This window comes from Vibrio sp. K4, from assembly GCF_051122595.1.
Lineage (GTDB): Bacteria > Pseudomonadota > Gammaproteobacteria > Enterobacterales > Vibrionaceae > Vibrio > Vibrio owensii.
This window is the reverse complement of the sequence record NZ_CP178577.1, coordinates 607,824-624,661: the sequence shown is the minus strand read 5'-3', so window position 1 is coordinate 624,661 and position 16,838 is coordinate 607,824. Positions and strand designations below refer to the sequence as shown.

Genomic DNA, 16,838 nt, shown 5'->3' with positions numbered 1-16,838 from the left:
CAATTGCTGGCTTATGCACGAAATCCAAGACTGCTAGCGATATCTCCCTCTCGCTCAAGAACCCATTGACTGTCAAAAGGTCCCCAATCCGAAAGTTGGTAATAGCCGTCGTTATGACGTCGACCATCTTGAACGAAGATGAGTTCGATGCCGATCCCCGGTAATGCCTTGAGTACATCTTGAATAGTACGACGAGGCCACCCCGTTCTTTCGATCAATTTTGGTACATTTGGCCTTTCTAGGTTTTCCACCAACAAGGCCAAATATAGCCGCCTTGCAAAAACAGGACTCAATTCCATTGACACCTCCTAAAATTGTGCTGATTCATTATTTCTTTTTTGCTCGGCGAGATGTTGCGTTTGATCAATAACTCGACTTTTCCGTGCTATTTAGCCGAGTTTTTTATCAATCTGATCACCATTTGGTGGAGGAATGAGCTACAAAATAAGCCTGAATAGAGCACTGACCTGTGAAATATTCGCCGCATGATTTTGTCACATTGGTTGCTTCTTGATAGGATGCTTGAACAGCCAAAAACAATGCAAAATCGGGCGTTCCATAGCGCAAACCGATAAGTAAAGTACAAAGAGAAAAGGAAATAATATGACGATCACTATGTTCGGCATCCCAAACTGCGACACGATTAAAAAAGCCAAGAAATGGCTAGAAGCGGAAAACGTTGCTTTTGATTTTCACGACTACCGCAAACAAGGTATCGATGCGGCAATGGTGACGGAGTTTTGTAACGCACTAGGTTGGGAGCAAGTTCTGAACAAGCGTGGCACGACTTTCCGTCAACTAACTCAAGAGCAAAAAGATTCTCTTAACGAAGAAAACGCAATCGCGCTATTAGTAGAAAACCCAGCGATGATTAAGCGCCCAATCTTGAAAGTTGAAGGCCAACTTCATATCGGTTTCAAAGCAGACCAATACGCGACCATTTTTAACTCTTAATTTAAGGAACACTCAAGGATGACAGACAGTCCAGTACTGGCACTTGCTAGAGACCTGATTAGCCGCCAGTCCGTAACGCCTGAAGATGCAGGCTGCCAGGAAGTAATGATCGAGCGATTGAAAGCGCTTGGTTTTGAAATCGAAGTCATGGTGTTTGAAGACACTACTAACTTCTGGGCTCGCCGTGGTACAGAAGCACCATTGTTTGCTTTTGCCGGACACACAGACGTTGTGCCAGCGGGTAAGTTAGAACTGTGGGATACACCACCATTTGAGCCGACCATTATCGATGGTTACCTTCACGGTCGCGGTGCAGCCGACATGAAAGGCTCACTGGCTTGTATGGTGGTTGCGGTTGAGCGCTTTATTGCAGAAAACCCAGACCACAAAGGCTCGATCGGCTTCTTGATCACTTCAGACGAAGAAGGCCCATTCATCAACGGTACCGTTCGCGTTGTTGAAACTCTAATGGAGCGCGGCGAAAACATCGACATGTGTATCGTTGGCGAACCTTCAAGTACAGAAGTGGTAGGTGATGTAGTGAAAAATGGCCGTCGCGGCTCCATCACTGGTGACCTAACTGTAAAAGGTACACAAGGTCACGTGGCCTACCCTCACCTTGCAAACAACCCAGTTCACCAGTCTCTAATGGCTATCCATGAACTTGCTACCACAGAGTGGGACCAAGGTAACGACTACTTCCCTCCGACTAGCTTCCAGATCCCGAATGTTTCAGCAGGTACAGGCGCGTCTAACGTCATTCCTGGCGAGTTCAACGTTCAGTTCAACCTGCGCTTTAGCACTGAGCTCAGCAATGAAGTGATCGTTCAACGCATCACTGAGACGCTGGATAAACACGAGCTAGACTACGATCTAAAATGGACCTTCAACGGCGACCCGTTCTTAACTGACACTGGCGCATTGCTAGACGCAGTGGTAGCGGCAGTTGATGAAGTAAACAGCACTAAGCCTGCTCTTCTGACAACAGGCGGTACATCTGATGGTCGCTTTATCGCCCGCATGGGTGGTCAGGTGGTTGAACTTGGCCCTGTTAATGCGACGATTCATAAAGTGAACGAGTGCGTGAAAGTGGACGATCTAGAAAAGTTGACGGACATGTACGAAAACACGTTAAAGCATCTGTTAGCAAAATAGCGCCTACGTGTGTAACAAGTAGTATTTAACGAGAACACCATGACACCAGAGCAACTTACCGGAATCACTGACTCGCATCTGCAATCCACTTTAGTGGGTCAAAAAGCCTTTATGCTTCATCCAGAGGTCGCAGATGATTTGTTACAGATGATTGATGCGGCAAACAAAGCGGGATTTAAGATGGAAATTGCCAGCGGCTTTCGCGATTTCAACCGCCAAAAAGCGATCTGGAACGGTAAGTTTGCCGGTGACTTAACCATCTTAGATTCTCACTCCCAGCCTCTAGACAAGGCGAAACTCAGTGATGAAGAAAAGCTGATGGCCATTCTTCGTTGGTCTGCCTTACCGGGTGGAAGCCGACATCATTGGGGTTGTGATTTTGATGTCTACGCGCGTAACTTGCTACCGTCAGACACACAATTGCAGTTAGAGCCGTGGGAATACTTAGAAGGTCACCAGTTACCTTTCTATCAATGGTTAGCAGCCAATTTAGAGCGCTTTGGCTTCTTCTTCCCTTATCAGCAAGATTTGGGTGGCGTTGCCATTGAACCTTGGCACATCAGCCATCGTTCTGTAGGGCAGCAATGTCTAACCCATTTGACACCCGAAGTTCTGAGAAATCAGCTAATTGAGCAAAATCAGATCGATAACATTGCAGGGATTGACGTCATATTGAATAATTTGGATAAGGTCGTTACCAAATTCATTCACAATATCACGCCGCCGGAGGCTCTATGATCGAACTATTAACCAACCCTTGGGTCATTATCATCATAGTGGTCAGTATCGTGGTGGGGAATATTGCTGCGCTCAAGTACACCGCAAAAATGAAGTTTGGTCAGATGGATAAAGGTCGTAAGAACGATTTAGATAAGCTGAACGAGCTGGATAAAGAGCGCTACGGCGAAAATGGTGAGAAGAAAGACGACTCTCGTTAATATCTCAATTGAGCTTACTCTGAACTCAAACCAAAGTACTGAGTACTCTCATTAAAACAAATACTAAAAAGGGACCAAGAAGGTCCCTTTTGTTTATCTGTGTCTAACTACTTAGCTGTCTTAAGCAATTAATCTTTCACTACCGCAGCTAAAACTGGCGCAAGTGACTTCAAGAATTCTTCTTCTACTGGCTTACCAGAAGAGTCGGTAATGTTGATAGAAGTACGGTTACCCAAGTCACCCAATAGGAAAGTGTATTTACCTGCTGCTAGGTCTACTGGTTTCACACCGATGTCATTCCAGAAAGCATCATCAGGTGATGCGTATTTCGCTGTCACCGTGCCTTGAGATTGGCTGCGCTCTTCGATAGTAAAGCCCATCTTCGGCATGATGTCTGGTAGGCGGTTCCACACTACGTTGTATTGAGCACGAGCAATGATCACTGGTAGACCGCTGCGGTCTTTACCCATAGTAATTGGGATGTGCTTCACTAGCTCTTGTGCTTTACGCTGTGCTTCTTCACGAACGTGTTGGTCATAACGAGCAGTAACCAAGTTAGTCATAAACACGTTGTAACGCTCACGGTTAGTACGTGTTACTTCTTTAACTTGATTGCCTTCACGCCAATCAATCAAGCTCACTTTAAAGCCATGGCGACCGTTCATCTCACCACGAGTAATTTCGTAGCGGCTGCCGATTTCCATGTCTTCATCTGGTGAGTTCCAAGTTACCCAACCCGTTTCGATACGATTGTCGGTTTGGTTTTCTACTGGGATCTTGTTTTCAGCAACCATGTCTTGAACGGTTTGCCAAACTTTATCCAATTCATCCTTGCGAAGCAGCCACAGTGTTACTTCACCGTCATTGCTGCGATCTAGGCGAGCACCAGGGATCAATTCCAATACTTGCTGCGGCGGACGAATATCCACTTCTTTACCAATACCACCCGCGTACTCACCTTGTGGGATACGGTAGTTAGGGTAAAACTGAGGAACAGCACCTGCGGGAACACTCCACTCTTCAAGAGGTGGGGTATTCAAGTACTCGAAGTCGTCTTTTGCTTGACGACGCTGGTTTGCACCACCTGAACAGGCAGTCAATACGAATACAGCTAGTGAACTTAACACTAACTGGCTTGAAAGCTTCATTTATACTCCTAAAACACTGAGGGCTTACTTGCCCCCAGCATGAACTTCAATCCTAGCAACTCAATCTTAATAAATACCGGCGTCGGTTAGCGCCTGTTCCACGACTGGCTGCGATTTTTCAGAAAGTGGGGTCAAAGGAAGACGCAGTTCACCTTCTTCAATCAAACCAAGCTTATGTGCAGCCCATTTTACTGGGATTGGGCTTGATTCAACGAATAGGTTCTTGTGCAGAGTCATCAAACGTTCATTGATCGCTTCTGCTTCGTCGTATTTTCCTTCACTTGCCAAATGGAACATGTCTGCCATGTCCTTAGCCGCGATATTGTTCGTTACCGAGATAACGCCATGACCGCCAAGTTTAACAAATTCTAGGCCAGTCGCATCATCACCACTTAGTAAGATAAAATCTTCGCCACAAAGTTCACGGTGAAGTGCAATTCGGCTTAAATCGCCTGTCGCGTCTTTTAGAGCCACGATATTATCAAGCTTTGACAAGCGTGCCACTGTCTCAGGCAACATATCTACCGCAGTACGACCCGGTACATTGTACAAAATTAGAGGTACGTCACTCGCTTCAGCAATTGCTTTGTAGTGTTGGAACAAACCTTCTTGAGTTGGTTTGTTGTAGTAAGGCGTTACGCTCAGGAAACCCGTAATACCAGAATCAGCCAATAATTTGCTAAATGTCACTGCTTCGTGGGTTGCGTTTGCACCCGTACCAGCAATCACTGGGATACGACCGTTTGCAAACTCAACGGTTTTATTTACGACCTTTACATGCTCTTCAATGGTTAGAGTCGCTGACTCACCAGTGGTGCCAACTGCAACAATACCGTCTGTACCTGCTTCAACATGGTACTCAACAAGCTTTTGTAGACTATCAAAATCTACTTCACCATCTGATTTTAGTGGTGTAATCAGCGCTACGATACTTCCTGAAAACATGTTTATCTCCCTCATTTTACTCTTTCTGCATGGTACTGTAATGCGATTGAAAAACACAAGAGCGTAAACTCGCTTACAAAGTACAAATGAATGAATAATTATCAGTTGTTAGAGGTCTCGCAACTAAAATGTGAATTTTGTTCTCAATCCTAGCCATTCTGATAATTGTGTTTGGTGGCGACATGCCGTGAATAAGCCTAGGCCGCCGCTTTTAATTAGGCGCGGAATATACTCTCTCGTCATGAGGCTCAAGTCAGCGTTGAGTGAATTAATAGAGTACTCAACAATCAAACTGTTCACTTAATCAACAAAGCGTTTTAACAAGTTTAAAAAAAGAACTGACTCGACATTTCTGTGCCGTATCTGTGCTAACATCTCTCTATTGAAGAAAGGACAAGAAGCTCATTTATGAAGCAACATCTGGTACTTACAGCGGTTGGAACGGATCGTCCGGGCATATGTAACCAAGTGGTTAAGCTCGTCACACAAGCTGGCTGTAACATTGTCGATAGCCGTATTGCTATCTTTGGTAATGAATTCACTCTTATCATGCTGCTTACTGGTAACGCCAGTAATGTCACCCGCGTCGAAACGCAATTGCCACTACTAGGTCAAGAACACGACCTTATCACTATCATGAAACGCACGTCAGCACATGAGTTGCTCGACAACAGCTACACCATGGAAGTGTTCATTGAATCAGAAGACCGTATCGGCCTCACCGAGAAGTTCACACAATTCTTCGCCGATAAACAGATTGGTCTAGATTCCCTTAGTGCGCAAACAATCAGTAAATCGAAAATCCAATTAGATGCCGATCAGTTCCACATTGCGATCACCGCCTCAGTGAGCTCTGACTGTAATCTGATGCAATTACAAGAAGATTTCGATGAACTTTGTAATACGCTCAACGTACAAGGTTCTCTGAATTTCATTAAAAACAATCTATAAAGTAAAGGATATAACAATGAATACGCTGACAGCAGGCTCGCCAGCGCCAGCCTTCTCTTTGCTCGACCAAGATGGCAACACCGTTTCTCTCGGTGACTTCAAAGGTAAAAAAGTTCTGTTTTACTTCTACCCGAAAGCGATGACGCCGGGTTGTACCACCCAAGCAAAAGGCCTGCGTGATGTAAAAGCAGAGCTAGATGCACACAATGTTGTAGTATTAGGCGTAAGTATCGACCCAGTAAAACGCCTTGGTAAATTCATCGAACGTGATGAGCTAAACTTCACGCTACTTTCAGACGAAGACCATGCGGTTGCTGACCAGTTCGGTGTATGGGGCGAGAAGAAGTTCATGGGTAAAGTGTACGATGGTCTTCACCGTATTAGCTTCCTGATCAACGAAGAAGGCGTGATTGAGCACGTGTTCAACAAGTTCAAAACCAAAGACCACCACGAAGTGGTTGTGAACTACTTGAAAGAAAACGCGTAAGCTTAGCTTTCATCCAAATACCCAAAAGCCCAGCAATCGCTGGGCTTTTTATTGGATTCGATGTCTATTCTTGTATCGGTTCGTTTTCTTCAGTGCTTGGCAGTGCGTTCCATACCGCTTTCACTAGTGTCGCCAACGGAATCGCAAAGAAGACACCCCAGAAGCCCCACAGACCACCGAAGACCAACACCGCAACGATAATCGCCACAGGGTGAAGGTTCACCGCTTCAGAGAACAATACAGGGACTAATACGTTGCCGTCTAGTGCCTGAATGATGCCGTAAGCGACCAATAACCAGTAGAACTGTGGTGTTAAACCCCATTGGAACAAACCAACAATCGCAACAGGCACCGTCACTGCAGCCGCACCGATGTACGGGATAAGCACTGACAAACCCACCGCTACAGCAAGCAATGCAGAGTAGCGCAGGTCAAGAATCGCGAACGTCACGTAACTTACGCCACCCACGATAAGGATTTCTAACACTTTACCGCGAATGTAGTTCGAGATTTGCTCGTTCATCTCGTGCCAAACTTTGTTCGCTAGCTTACGGTTTTTCGGCAAAATGCCACTCGCCATGCGCAGCATTTCTTCTTTGTCTTTGAGCAAGAAGAACACCAACAGCGGAACAAGAATTAGGTAAACCGCCAGTGTCGCTAAGCTTACCAAAGATGCCAAAGAGCCTTTTACCACACTCTCACCCAAACCAATGGCTTGGTTTTTCGCGTTGGTAACTACGGTTTCTACGATCTCTAGGTTTGCCAGCTCAGGATAACGCTGTGGCAGTGTAGCAATGAATTTTTGCAACCCTGCATACATGTTCGGAATATCGTTTATTAAATTCCCCACCTGCGTCCAAATCGTTGGCACGAGACCAAAGACGGCAATCAGCATCAAACCGATAAAGATTAGAATGACGGTAATGACGGAGAAAGTACGCGGAATACCCAAACGGCACATTTGTGTCACTGGCCATTCAAGTAAGTATGCAAGAACGATCGCCACCAGCAATGGCGCAATCAAATGCCCGAAAAAGTAAATTGTGATAAAGCCGAACAGCAAGATCGCCACTAGGCTCACTGCATGTGGGTCTGAAAAGCGTCGCTTATACCAACGACTTACCATTTCAAGCATCTTATGAAGATTCCTTATTGAATACTGTCAACGTGAAGTGTTCCGGCGAAGTTTGGCAATCCACCGCATACCCTTGGTTAAGTAAATACTTCACGATATCGTGTTTAGAGCTTTTATCCACCACTTGAATGACAAGCTGATGATATTGCTGTGTTTCTCCCTGAAACACATCTGCAGCGTGACGCTTAGCAAGTAACAGTGCCATAGGGCAGCGTTGCTCGCGCAAATCGAGTAACATGGATTCCATTGTATTGCTCTGCACTTGTGATAGGGTTGTATTGTAACGGCTTTTTGAGCTGGTGCTAGTGATTTAAGCGTAGACGACAAAGACTTTATAATTCAAAATTTTAACATCTTGTAAGAAGTATCTACGAAACCAATCCGTTTATTTTCGGTCTTATAGCTAGCATATTCATCCCATAAGGATGACCATAATGCATGGTGGTCATGCTGAGAGGAACTCGGCACCCAACCCATGTTTCGGTATTTTGGAGAATCTTTAAACCGTATGTTAAAACGCACTCGCTCGCTAGTTTGTTTATGCCTTGCTGCTGCATTGAGTACACCAACACCTATTTACGCCAATAGCCTTGATCTCCCTGATATTGGTACGGCAGCTGGAGGCACTCTGACGATAGATCAGGAGTTGATTTATGGCGACGCTTACATGCGTATGCTCAGAGCCAGCAGCCCTATTGTTAGCGATCCCGTCATCAATGAATATATTGACACACTTGGACACCGTTTGGTTGCCAATGCGAATGACGTAAAAACTCCGTTCCACTTCTTTATGATCCGCGACCGCAACATCAACGCATTCGCCTTCTTTGGCGGTTACGTTGCATTGCACTCGGGTCTATTTTTGCACGCTCGTACTGAGAGTGAGCTTGCCTCTGTTGTAGCGCATGAAATTGCCCACGTAACACAGCGCCACCTTGCACGAAGCATGGAAGAACAAGCTCGTCGCTCGCCAGCTACCATGGCAGCACTCGCTGGCGCATTGCTACTCGCCATCGCTTCTCCAGAAGCCGGGATGGCAGCCGTGACGGCAGCAACAGCCGGTAACATGCAGAGCCAAATCAACTACACCCGTTCAAACGAGAAAGAAGCCGACCGCTTTGGTATTGCAACCTTGGCGAAAGCAGGCTTTGACGTACAAGCAATGCCGCGCTTCTTTGGCCGCCTAGCGGATGAATACCGTTACGCGAGTAAGCCGCCACCAATGTTGCTGACTCACCCATTACCTGAAGACCGTATTACCGATAGCCGAGCGCGTGCACGAGCTTACCCGCCAATGCGTATCATGCCTTCGATTGATTACCATTTGACGCGAGCTCGAATCGTTGCACGTTATGCGGGTATCGATGGACAAGCGGCAATGAGTTGGTTTAATCGAACTCAAAAGAAAGCCTCCCCTGAAATCATCCCGTCTTTTGATTACGGTCGAGCGCTCGTTCACCTAGACAACAAACGTTTGAGTGAAGCTGAGCCACTTCTGAAAAAACTGCTGCAACAAGACCCTGGCAATCCATTCTATTTGGATGCCATGACCGACTTGTACATCGCACAAAAGAAGCCACAAAAAGCGGTTGATATGCTAAGCAGTGCTCTAAAACGCAACCCGCAAAACAAAGTGCTGACCATCAACTACGCTAACGCTTTGCTGGAAGCGAATAAGAATGAAGAAGCCGTACGCATTCTTCAACGCTACACGCACGATAACCCAGAAGATACCAACGGCTGGCACCTTCTATCAAAAGGTAACCACGCACTGGGTCGCAATGACGAAGAACTCGCCGCTCGCGCAGAAATTTTAGCGCTGCGTGCAGGATGGAATAAAGCCATTCAATATTATTCTGAAGCAAGTAAAATTGCTGAGCTGGGCAGCTTAAAACAAGCACGATACGACGCTCGTATCGACCAGTTAATGATCCAAAGAGATCGATTCATGGCATTACAATAACGAAATGGAGAAAACCATGTCAGTCGTGATTTATCACAACCCTCGTTGCTCAAAGAGCCGTCAAACTCTAGAACTTCTAGAGCAAAACGGTGTTGCACCAGAAGTCGTTAAGTACCTTGATACACCGCTTAATGTGGAACAACTCAAAGCACTTTTCGCTCAACTTGGTTTCTCTTCTGTACGTGAAATGATGCGTACAAAAGAAGACATCTACAAAGAGCTTGCTCTGGGTGAAGCGTCAGTGACAGACGAGCAACTGTTCGAAGCAATGGCACAAAACCCTAAACTGTTCGAGCGCCCTGTTGTGGTTGCCAACGGCAAAGCGAAAATTGGTCGTCCGCCAGAGCAAGTACTGGAAACTCTATAAATGGATTGCCAGATCCTCATTTTGTATTTCAGCCGTCATGGCTCGACAAAACAGCTGGCAAGACAAATAGCAAGAGGGGTCGAATCGACTCCTCATTGCGAAGCGATTTTGCGTACAGTTGAAGAATTGTCACCTCACTCACATACCCCTTCCGATCCAATTGTTACTCTAGATGAGTTGAAGCAGTGCGATGGCCTCGCGTTTGGCAGCCCAGTATGGTTTGGCAACATGGCAGCACCGCTTAAGCACTTTTGGGATCAAACCACACCTTTGTGGGTGAACGGCGATCTTATCGATAAGCCAGCTTGTGTGTTTACCTCATCATCCTCAATGCACGGCGGTCAAGAAACCACGCTACAGAGCATGATGACCCCACTTCTGCATCACGGCATGATGGTGTTAGGAATCCCTTACTCAGAGCCAGAACTGCATACCACTCAATCAGGTGGGACCCCGTACGGGGCAAGCAGTGTAGGACAAGAACCAAGTCTTACGGCAGAAGAGATTCGTCTCGCACAACAATTAGGAAAACGACTGGCGACCGCAGCGAAAAAGCTCAAAGGAAGTCAGTAAGCTCAAGGATAAGAAATCGATGTCTGACATTATTGACCAACCACCTCTTAGCACCCGAACCCAAACCTATCGCTACATGGCGCTGTTCGGCAATTTGGCGTTGTTAGCTTGGGTTGCGATTTGGCAATTAGCGCTTTCCCCTCACCCGCATCTAAGCAGTACCACACTCGCTATCGCATGGTGTATCCCACTACTTTTACCATTGCCAGGCATTCTTGCAGGTAAGCCATACACGCACGCATGGGCAAACTTCGTCTTGATGCTGTACTTCTTACACGCGCTGACAATTTTGTATATCGATGGTGGTGAGCGTTGGTTAGCAGCTGTGGAACTGCTCCTTACTTCACTCGGCTTTGCAGGTAACATCTTGTTTGCACGAGCGCGTGGTAAAGAGTTGGGGTTGAAGCTAAAACGTCTATCTCAAGTAGAGAAAGAAGAGAAAGCTAAATTCAATAAATAGCAATTTCAATAAGTAGCTAGCCCAATACGTATCTGGATGATGAAGCCTCCAGTTTTCTCACTCCCAGCAAGAAATACCAAACAATAAAAAAGAGTCGCACTTGGCGACTCTTTTTTGTTCAGCTTGTTGCTATGTTGCTAGCTAGGCCTAATGCTTAGTTTAGGTCTTCAACCACATCCGTTTCTAGCACTGGCGCAATCTCTGAGTTTTCTTCAGGCTCGACAGGCGTGCGAACTGGCGCATTCCATTTGTAGATCAAGTCGTACTGCTCTGGTGCAGGCTTCACTACGGCAGGCTGTTCTGGTTGCGCAGTCTCTGTATTTAGATCGACCACTTCCGCAGCTTGTGCGTCTTCCGTCGTTGCTGGCAGTTGTGTTGGCTGTGCTGGCTCTTCAGGTAACTGGGCCGGCACAACTTCTTCCATACCAGCCATTGGGTCTTCCGTCACTTCCAAAGAACGAATAGAAGAGACTTCTTGCTCAAATGCTTGTTGAGAAGCCAATAGATGGATAGTTAAGGTGACTTGATTGCCTTGGATACGCTTAATTTCAGCACCAGCAACCGAGCTCAGCTTTGTTAGTGAGTTTTCTAGCTCGAAGAAATCCATAGCAGAGGAAACGCTAAGCACTTTCACATCAATCGCTTCTGATGACTTGCTGGAAACGACGACAGCACTCTTCTTCGCGTAGTAATCGGCAATGCCACCAACCATTGCTGGAATCGCATTTGCGCCAGATGCTGAGCCACTGCGTGGAGATTGTTTAGACTCAGAAAGCTGGGCTGGAGATTGGTCGTACAATGTCCAACGAATCTTATCGCCTTGAACACGAACAATCAGTACCGCATCCACAGGGTAACGTTGGCTCGCTTGGCTGATTGGGTCAACAAAGTCACCCCATAGATCAGAAACGTTCACGCCTGTTACATCATCGAAATCACCCACTGGCATCGTGATTGGAAGACCACGTGCTTGTGCAGCATCACGAAGGGTCGCTGCACTCGTTGAATCGGAATGCTCCCATGTAATCGTGCGATCGTAGCCTTGCTCTTCAACCATCCAAACCAGAATGTTCGCTCGGTTTGGTGACCAAAGAGGAAGCTGAGCTTGCGTTAGTAGTGAGCGGATCTGGCCACTATTAAACAGCATTTTTAAGCTGCTTTGACCATCAATTTGGCCATAGCCAAGTTGGGAAATATAGCGAGAACTTGAACCCACTGCTTTCTTAATTACTGGGTTGCTAAGGGAAGATTGGCTGCCTGTTGCACGCACAATCACATCTTGCATACCTTGTTGACGCGCGAGTTCTTCGCCGTCTTTTTGCTCACCGTCGATCGCCACTTCGGCACGATAGATATCTACCTGAGTTAATGCATAAACTGGCAGAGACAACCAACCTATCAATAAGAGAGCTAAATAGCGCATAGTTTTCATAATCCTCTGAACAAGAACACGCATGATAAGCAACTATCAAACCTTGAGCAAGAAGAGTACTGAGTGAATTGTCTGTATTCTGACCAACTTAAAAGGCACGCATGAAACTAAACATTCGCTGACCTTATAAATCCACACAAAAGTTTGATCTAGGCAACATTGCAATCGATTGCCAGATGATAAGATTCGCCGGATTTGTCTGCGTATCTTTGAATAGGGAATTATTATGAAAAATGCGTTACAAGGCGCTCAGATGCTCTTTGTCGCTTTTGGTGCTCTCGTACTTGTGCCACTTCTGACTGGCCTTGACCCAAACGTCGCTTTGTTTGGTGCTGGTGTCGGTACTCTTCTTTTCCAACTGATTACTAAACGTTCTGTTCCAATCTTCCTTGCCTCTTCTTTTGCGTTTATTGCTCCTATCATGTTCGGTATCCAAACTTGGGGTATCGGTGCGACCATGGGTGGCTTGATGGCTGCTGGTTTGGTGTACGTTGGCCTAGGTGCGATGATCAAAATGCGCGGCGTTGGATTCATCCATAAGATTCTTCCGCCTGTCGTAGTTGGCCCTGTAATCATGGTGATTGGTCTTGGCTTAGCACCAACGGCTGTAAACATGGCGGTTGGTAAATCAGGTGACGGCGCAATTCAATTAGTGAACGGCGACGCAGCGATCATCATCTCCGCAGTGTCATTGCTAACGACGATTGCATTGAGTGTATTCGCGAAAGGCTTCCTAAAACTGGTTCCTATCGTTGGCGGTATCTTGGCTGGCTACACTGTGTCTCTATTCTACGGCGTGGTGGATTTCACTCCAGTTGCTCAAGCGGCTTGGCTAGCAATGCCAAACTTCACAGCGCCTGAATTCAACATCAACGCTATCTTATTTATGATCCCTGTAGCTATCGCTCCAGCGGTTGAGCACGTGGGTGACATGCTAGCGATTTCTAACGTAACGGGTAAAAACTACCTGAAGAAGCCAGGTCTTCACCGCACTATCGCAGGTGACGGGGTAGCAACAATTGCTGCTTCTATGGTTGGCGCGCCACCAAACACGACTTACAGTGAAGTAACCGGCGCGGTTATGCTAACTAAGGCATTCAACCCAGTGATCATGACATGGGCCGCTATCACAGCCATCGTACTTGCGCTGGTTGGTAAGCTAGGTGCGACTCTACAAACGATTCCTGTTCCAGTTATGGGTGGCATCATGATTCTACTGTTCGGTTCTATTGCAACAGTTGGCCTGAACACACTGATCAAGAACCATGTTGACCTTCACAAGTCACGTAACCTAGTGATCGTAGCAGTAACGCTAGTGTTTGGTATCGGCGGCATGGCTTTCGGTATTGGCGAGTTCAGCCTACAAGGTGTAAGCCTATGTGGTATCGTGGCTATCATTCTTAACCTAGTGCTACCACACGACCTTGGTGAAAACCACGTGGTGGATAACGCACAAATGGAAGAAGAGAACGCGAAGTAATTTGCAGTGCGGCTTAATCGATTTAAGTCGCCCTTTCTACTTTCGTATCTCGTAGCTAGCTTCTATATAACAGATACAAAAAAGGCTTGGTTTTCACCAAGCCTTTGTTTTTTCAATTCAGTAATAATCTAGCATCAAGCTCGAATTATTTAGTACCGAAGATCTTGTCACCTGCGTCACCAAGACCAGGAACGATGTAGCCTTTGTCGTTTAGCTTCTCATCGATTGCTGCTGTGTATAGCTCAACGTCTGGGTGAGCTTTTTCTAGCGCTTCGATACCTTCAGGAGCCGCTACAAGAACAAGTACTTTGATTGCCTGACAACCTTTCTCTTTTAGAAGATCGATTGTTGCGATCATAGAACCGCCCGTTGCAAGCATTGGGTCAACAACTAGAGCGATACGCTCGTCGATGTTAGAAGCAAGCTTGTTGAAGTAAGGTACTGGCTCGAGTGTTTCTTCGTCACGGTAGATACCAACAACACTGATACGTGCACTTGGCATGTGCTCAAGTACGCCGTCCATCATGCCAAGACCAGCACGTAGGATTGGCACTACTGTCACTTTCTTACCTTTGATTTGGTCAACTTCTACAGGACCGTTCCAACCTTCAATGGTTACTTTTTCTGTTTCAAAGTCTGCTGTCGCTTCGTAAGTAAGTAGGCTACCGACTTCTGTCGCTAACTCACGAAAACGCTTCGTGCTGATGTCACCTTCTCGCATTAGACCAATTTTGTGTTTTACTAGAGGGTGTTTAACTTCAACAACTTTCATTTCCATCTCCGGCTTTTTTGGCAATATTTAAACAAACCTTCAGATTATACATGATTTTTGCAGGGATATCAGGATAGATCACTAAAGAAAAAAACCGACGCAAACGTTTGCTATCTGTATTTAACCACTGGTAGAATAGCGCCGTTTTCATATCCAACTTAAAAACCGAGGACTTCCCTGTGAGTGGTAACAACTCTTCTCTTAGCTATAAAGACGCTGGTGTAGATATTGATGCAGGCAACGCGCTTGTAGATCGTATTAAAGGTGCGGTTAAGCGTACTCGTCGCCCTGAAGTGATGGGTGGTATCGGTGGTTTTGGCGCACTGTGTGAATTACCGACTAAATACAAACAACCTGTACTGGTTTCTGGTACTGACGGTGTAGGTACAAAACTTCGTCTAGCACTGGATATGAACAAGCACGACACCATCGGTGTAGACCTAGTAGCGATGTGTGTAAACGACCTAATCGTGCAAGGTGCTGAGCCGCTATTCTTCCTAGATTACTACGCGACTGGCAAGCTAGACGTAGACACAGCAGCAGACGTGGTTTCTGGCATTGCTGATGGCTGTGTTCAAGCAGGCTGTGCACTTATCGGTGGTGAAACTGCTGAAATGCCGGGCATGTACGAAGGCGAAGACTACGACGTTGCTGGCTTCTGTGTTGGCGTAGTAGAAAAAGAAGACGTGATTGACGGCACGAAAGTAGCAGCAGGCGACGCACTAATCGCTGTTGGCTCAAGCGGTCCACACTCAAATGGTTACTCGCTTATCCGTAAGATCCTAGAAGTATCTGGCGCAGATAAGAACGAAGAGCTAGCAGGTCGCACTATCGGTGAACACCTACTAGAACCAACTAAGATTTACATCAAATCAGCACTTAAGATGATTGAGAAGCACGACATCCATGCGATTTCTCACATCACTGGTGGTGGTTTCTGGGAAAACATCCCACGCGTACTGCCTGAAGGCACAAAAGCCGTTATCGATGGTAACAGCTGGGAATGGCCAATCATCTTCAAATGGTTACAAGAAAAAGGCAACGTTGAAACACACGAAATGTACCGTACGTTCAACTGTGGTGTTGGTCTAGTCGTTGCACTACCAAAAGACCAAGCAGACGCAGCGGTTGCTCTTCTTAAAGAAGAAGGCGAAAACGCATGGGTGATTGGTGAAATCGCTCAAGCAGAAGCAAACGAAGAGCAAGTTGAAATCCAATAACTTGCGAATCAAGCTCAAAAAATAAAAAGAATGAGGACGCTATGTCCTCATTCTGCTATCTGGAACATCGAAAACCATTCTAATAGTAGGTAATTTAGTGATTACGCACGTCAAACCTACAGTATCAAGGCAGTCTCAATATCATGAAAAACATAGTGGTCCTCATTTCGGGTAACGGCAGTAACCTACAAGCAATACTTGAAGCCTGTGAAGCCAACATGCCAAACGCACAAGTGGCAGCGGTTTTTTCTAACAAAGCTGATGCCTACGGTTTGGAGCGTGCAAAACAGTTTGATGTGAATGGTCACTTTGTCGATCCTAAAGCATTTGAATCTCGTGAAGACTTTGATGCCGAACTGATGAAGCAAATTGATGAATACCAACCAGACGTGATTGTATTGGCTGGTTACATGCGTATTCTCAGCAGCGCGTTTGTTTCCCATTATCTGGGTAAGATGATCAACATCCACCCTTCTCTATTGCCTAAATACCCAGGGTTACACACCCACCAGCGTGCCATTGATGCCGGTGACAAAGAGCATGGCACCAGCGTTCACTTTGTCACAGAAGAGTTAGACGGCGGTCCTGTGGTGCTACAAGCTAAAGTACCGGTATTTGAAGACGATGATGCCGATGCACTTGCCGCACGCGTGCAGACTCAAGAGCACAACATCTACCCAATGGTGACTAAGTGGTTAGTCGAAGGACGATTATCGATGACCGAGGGCAAAGCGTATCTCGATGGTTTTGAGCTAGGAGCTCACGGCTACGCAGCGGAGTAGTTCTCAACTCCAAACACTAAACGCAAAAAGGCAGCCATCAGGCTGCCTTTTGTTTTATTCAAATGTTTTACTGCGA

General features: G+C 46.2%; 20 protein-coding genes. 13 read left to right on the top strand and 7 right to left on the bottom strand.

All coding sequences use genetic code 11. The annotated features are described in order from the left end of the window. Positions 1-11 precede the first annotated feature (11 nt). Positions 12-299, bottom strand: a complete 288-nt coding sequence (locus ACLIIY_RS02920; RefSeq protein ID WP_005445349.1) for a winged helix-turn-helix domain-containing protein — start codon at positions 297-299, stop codon at positions 12-14. Positions 300-603: 304 nt separating this feature from the next. Between ACLIIY_RS02920 and ACLIIY_RS02915 the strand changes: the two genes are divergently transcribed. From ACLIIY_RS02915 to ACLIIY_RS02900, 4 genes are read left to right on the top strand one after another with little or no spacing between them, the layout of a single operon-like run. Next, positions 604-954 (top strand): ArsC family reductase, encoded by a 351-nt coding sequence (locus ACLIIY_RS02915; protein ID WP_334543476.1) that lies wholly within the window; start codon positions 604-606, stop codon positions 952-954. An 18-nt stretch (positions 955-972) separates the two neighbouring features. Further along, positions 973-2,109 carry a succinyl-diaminopimelate desuccinylase gene (dapE, locus tag ACLIIY_RS02910; protein ID WP_434528092.1) on the top strand — a complete coding sequence of 379 codons (1,137 nt, stop codon included), beginning with the start codon at positions 973-975 and terminating at the stop codon, positions 2,107-2,109. Between the two features lie 39 nt (positions 2,110-2,148). Continuing rightward, the gene (locus ACLIIY_RS02905) at positions 2,149-2,847 is read left to right on the top strand and encodes a M15 family metallopeptidase (protein WP_434528091.1); all 699 of its coding nucleotides are present in this window, start codon (positions 2,149-2,151) and stop codon (positions 2,845-2,847) included. Beyond that, the gene (locus tag ACLIIY_RS02900; RefSeq protein ID WP_033005406.1) at positions 2,844-3,047 is read left to right on the top strand and encodes a DUF2897 family protein; all 204 of its coding nucleotides are present in this window, start codon (positions 2,844-2,846) and stop codon (positions 3,045-3,047) included. Before ACLIIY_RS02905 ends, ACLIIY_RS02900 begins: the two co-directional genes overlap by 4 nt. A 128-nt stretch (positions 3,048-3,175) precedes the next feature. On the opposite strand, the gene bamC is transcribed toward ACLIIY_RS02900, so the two are convergent. Next, positions 3,176-4,195, bottom strand: coding sequence for an outer membrane protein assembly factor BamC (gene bamC, locus ACLIIY_RS02895; RefSeq protein WP_005436864.1), 1,020 nt, complete (start codon positions 4,193-4,195; stop codon positions 3,176-3,178). Between the two features lie 66 nt (positions 4,196-4,261). Then, the gene (gene dapA / locus ACLIIY_RS02890) at positions 4,262-5,140 is read right to left on the bottom strand and encodes a 4-hydroxy-tetrahydrodipicolinate synthase (protein ID WP_005436863.1); all 879 of its coding nucleotides are present in this window, start codon (positions 5,138-5,140) and stop codon (positions 4,262-4,264) included. 408 nt (positions 5,141-5,548) lie between these two features. Here dapA and ACLIIY_RS02885 point away from each other — a divergent pair, with 408 nt between their 5' ends. Then, positions 5,549-6,091: a glycine cleavage system protein R gene (locus ACLIIY_RS02885; RefSeq protein ID WP_005436861.1), complete on the top strand. Its 543-nt coding sequence runs from the start codon at positions 5,549-5,551 to the stop codon at positions 6,089-6,091. Between the two features lie 16 nt (positions 6,092-6,107). Further along, positions 6,108-6,578, top strand: a complete 471-nt coding sequence (bcp, locus tag ACLIIY_RS02880) for a thioredoxin-dependent thiol peroxidase (protein ID WP_005433058.1) — start codon at positions 6,108-6,110, stop codon at positions 6,576-6,578. Between the two features lie 64 nt (positions 6,579-6,642). On the opposite strand, the gene ACLIIY_RS02875 is transcribed toward bcp, so the two are convergent. Then, the gene (locus ACLIIY_RS02875; protein WP_005436858.1) at positions 6,643-7,713 is read right to left on the bottom strand and encodes an AI-2E family transporter; all 1,071 of its coding nucleotides are present in this window, start codon (positions 7,711-7,713) and stop codon (positions 6,643-6,645) included. Position 7,714: 1 nt separating this feature from the next. Beyond that, positions 7,715-7,951, bottom strand: coding sequence for a sulfurtransferase TusA family protein (locus ACLIIY_RS02870; protein WP_009707396.1), 237 nt, complete (start codon positions 7,949-7,951; stop codon positions 7,715-7,717). Between the two features lie 270 nt (positions 7,952-8,221). On the opposite strand from ACLIIY_RS02870, the gene ACLIIY_RS02865 reads away from it, so the two are divergent. From ACLIIY_RS02865 to ACLIIY_RS02850, 4 genes are read left to right on the top strand one after another with little or no spacing between them, the layout of a single operon-like run. Next, positions 8,222-9,676, top strand: coding sequence for a beta-barrel assembly-enhancing protease (locus ACLIIY_RS02865; RefSeq protein WP_033005399.1), 1,455 nt, complete (start codon positions 8,222-8,224; stop codon positions 9,674-9,676). A gap of 16 nt (positions 9,677-9,692) precedes the next feature. After that, positions 9,693-10,043, top strand: coding sequence for an arsenate reductase (glutaredoxin) (arsC, locus tag ACLIIY_RS02860; protein ID WP_434528090.1), 351 nt, complete (start codon positions 9,693-9,695; stop codon positions 10,041-10,043). Beyond that, entirely contained in the window at positions 10,044-10,616 is a 573-nt protein-coding gene (gene wrbA / locus ACLIIY_RS02855) for an NAD(P)H:quinone oxidoreductase (RefSeq protein WP_009707399.1), read from the top strand. 19 nt (positions 10,617-10,635) lie between these two features. Further along, complete coding sequence (locus ACLIIY_RS02850) at positions 10,636-11,076, top strand: DUF2069 domain-containing protein (protein WP_005436847.1); 441 nt, start codon at positions 10,636-10,638, stop codon at positions 11,074-11,076. Positions 11,077-11,230: 154 nt separating this feature from the next. On the opposite strand, the gene ACLIIY_RS02845 is transcribed toward ACLIIY_RS02850, so the two are convergent. Beyond that, positions 11,231-12,499 carry a DUF2066 domain-containing protein gene (locus ACLIIY_RS02845; protein ID WP_180824738.1) on the bottom strand — a complete coding sequence of 423 codons (1,269 nt, stop codon included), beginning with the start codon at positions 12,497-12,499 and terminating at the stop codon, positions 11,231-11,233. Between the two features lie 235 nt (positions 12,500-12,734). Here ACLIIY_RS02845 and ACLIIY_RS02840 point away from each other — a divergent pair, with 235 nt between their 5' ends. Next, on the top strand, positions 12,735-13,988 hold the full coding sequence (locus tag ACLIIY_RS02840) for a uracil-xanthine permease family protein (RefSeq protein WP_434528089.1): 1,254 nt from the start codon (positions 12,735-12,737) through the stop codon (positions 13,986-13,988). A 145-nt stretch (positions 13,989-14,133) separates the two neighbouring features. Here the strand turns inward: ACLIIY_RS02840 and upp are convergent, their stop codons facing one another. Continuing rightward, positions 14,134-14,760, bottom strand: a complete 627-nt coding sequence (upp, locus tag ACLIIY_RS02835; protein WP_005445324.1) for a uracil phosphoribosyltransferase — start codon at positions 14,758-14,760, stop codon at positions 14,134-14,136. A gap of 179 nt (positions 14,761-14,939) precedes the next feature. On the opposite strand from upp, the gene purM reads away from it, so the two are divergent. After that, the gene (gene purM, locus ACLIIY_RS02830) at positions 14,940-15,980 is read left to right on the top strand and encodes a phosphoribosylformylglycinamidine cyclo-ligase (RefSeq protein ID WP_017189240.1); all 1,041 of its coding nucleotides are present in this window, start codon (positions 14,940-14,942) and stop codon (positions 15,978-15,980) included. A 143-nt stretch (positions 15,981-16,123) separates the two neighbouring features. After that, complete coding sequence (gene purN / locus ACLIIY_RS02825; RefSeq protein WP_045414432.1) at positions 16,124-16,762, top strand: phosphoribosylglycinamide formyltransferase; 639 nt, start codon at positions 16,124-16,126, stop codon at positions 16,760-16,762. The last annotated feature ends 76 nt before the right edge of the window (positions 16,763-16,838 follow it).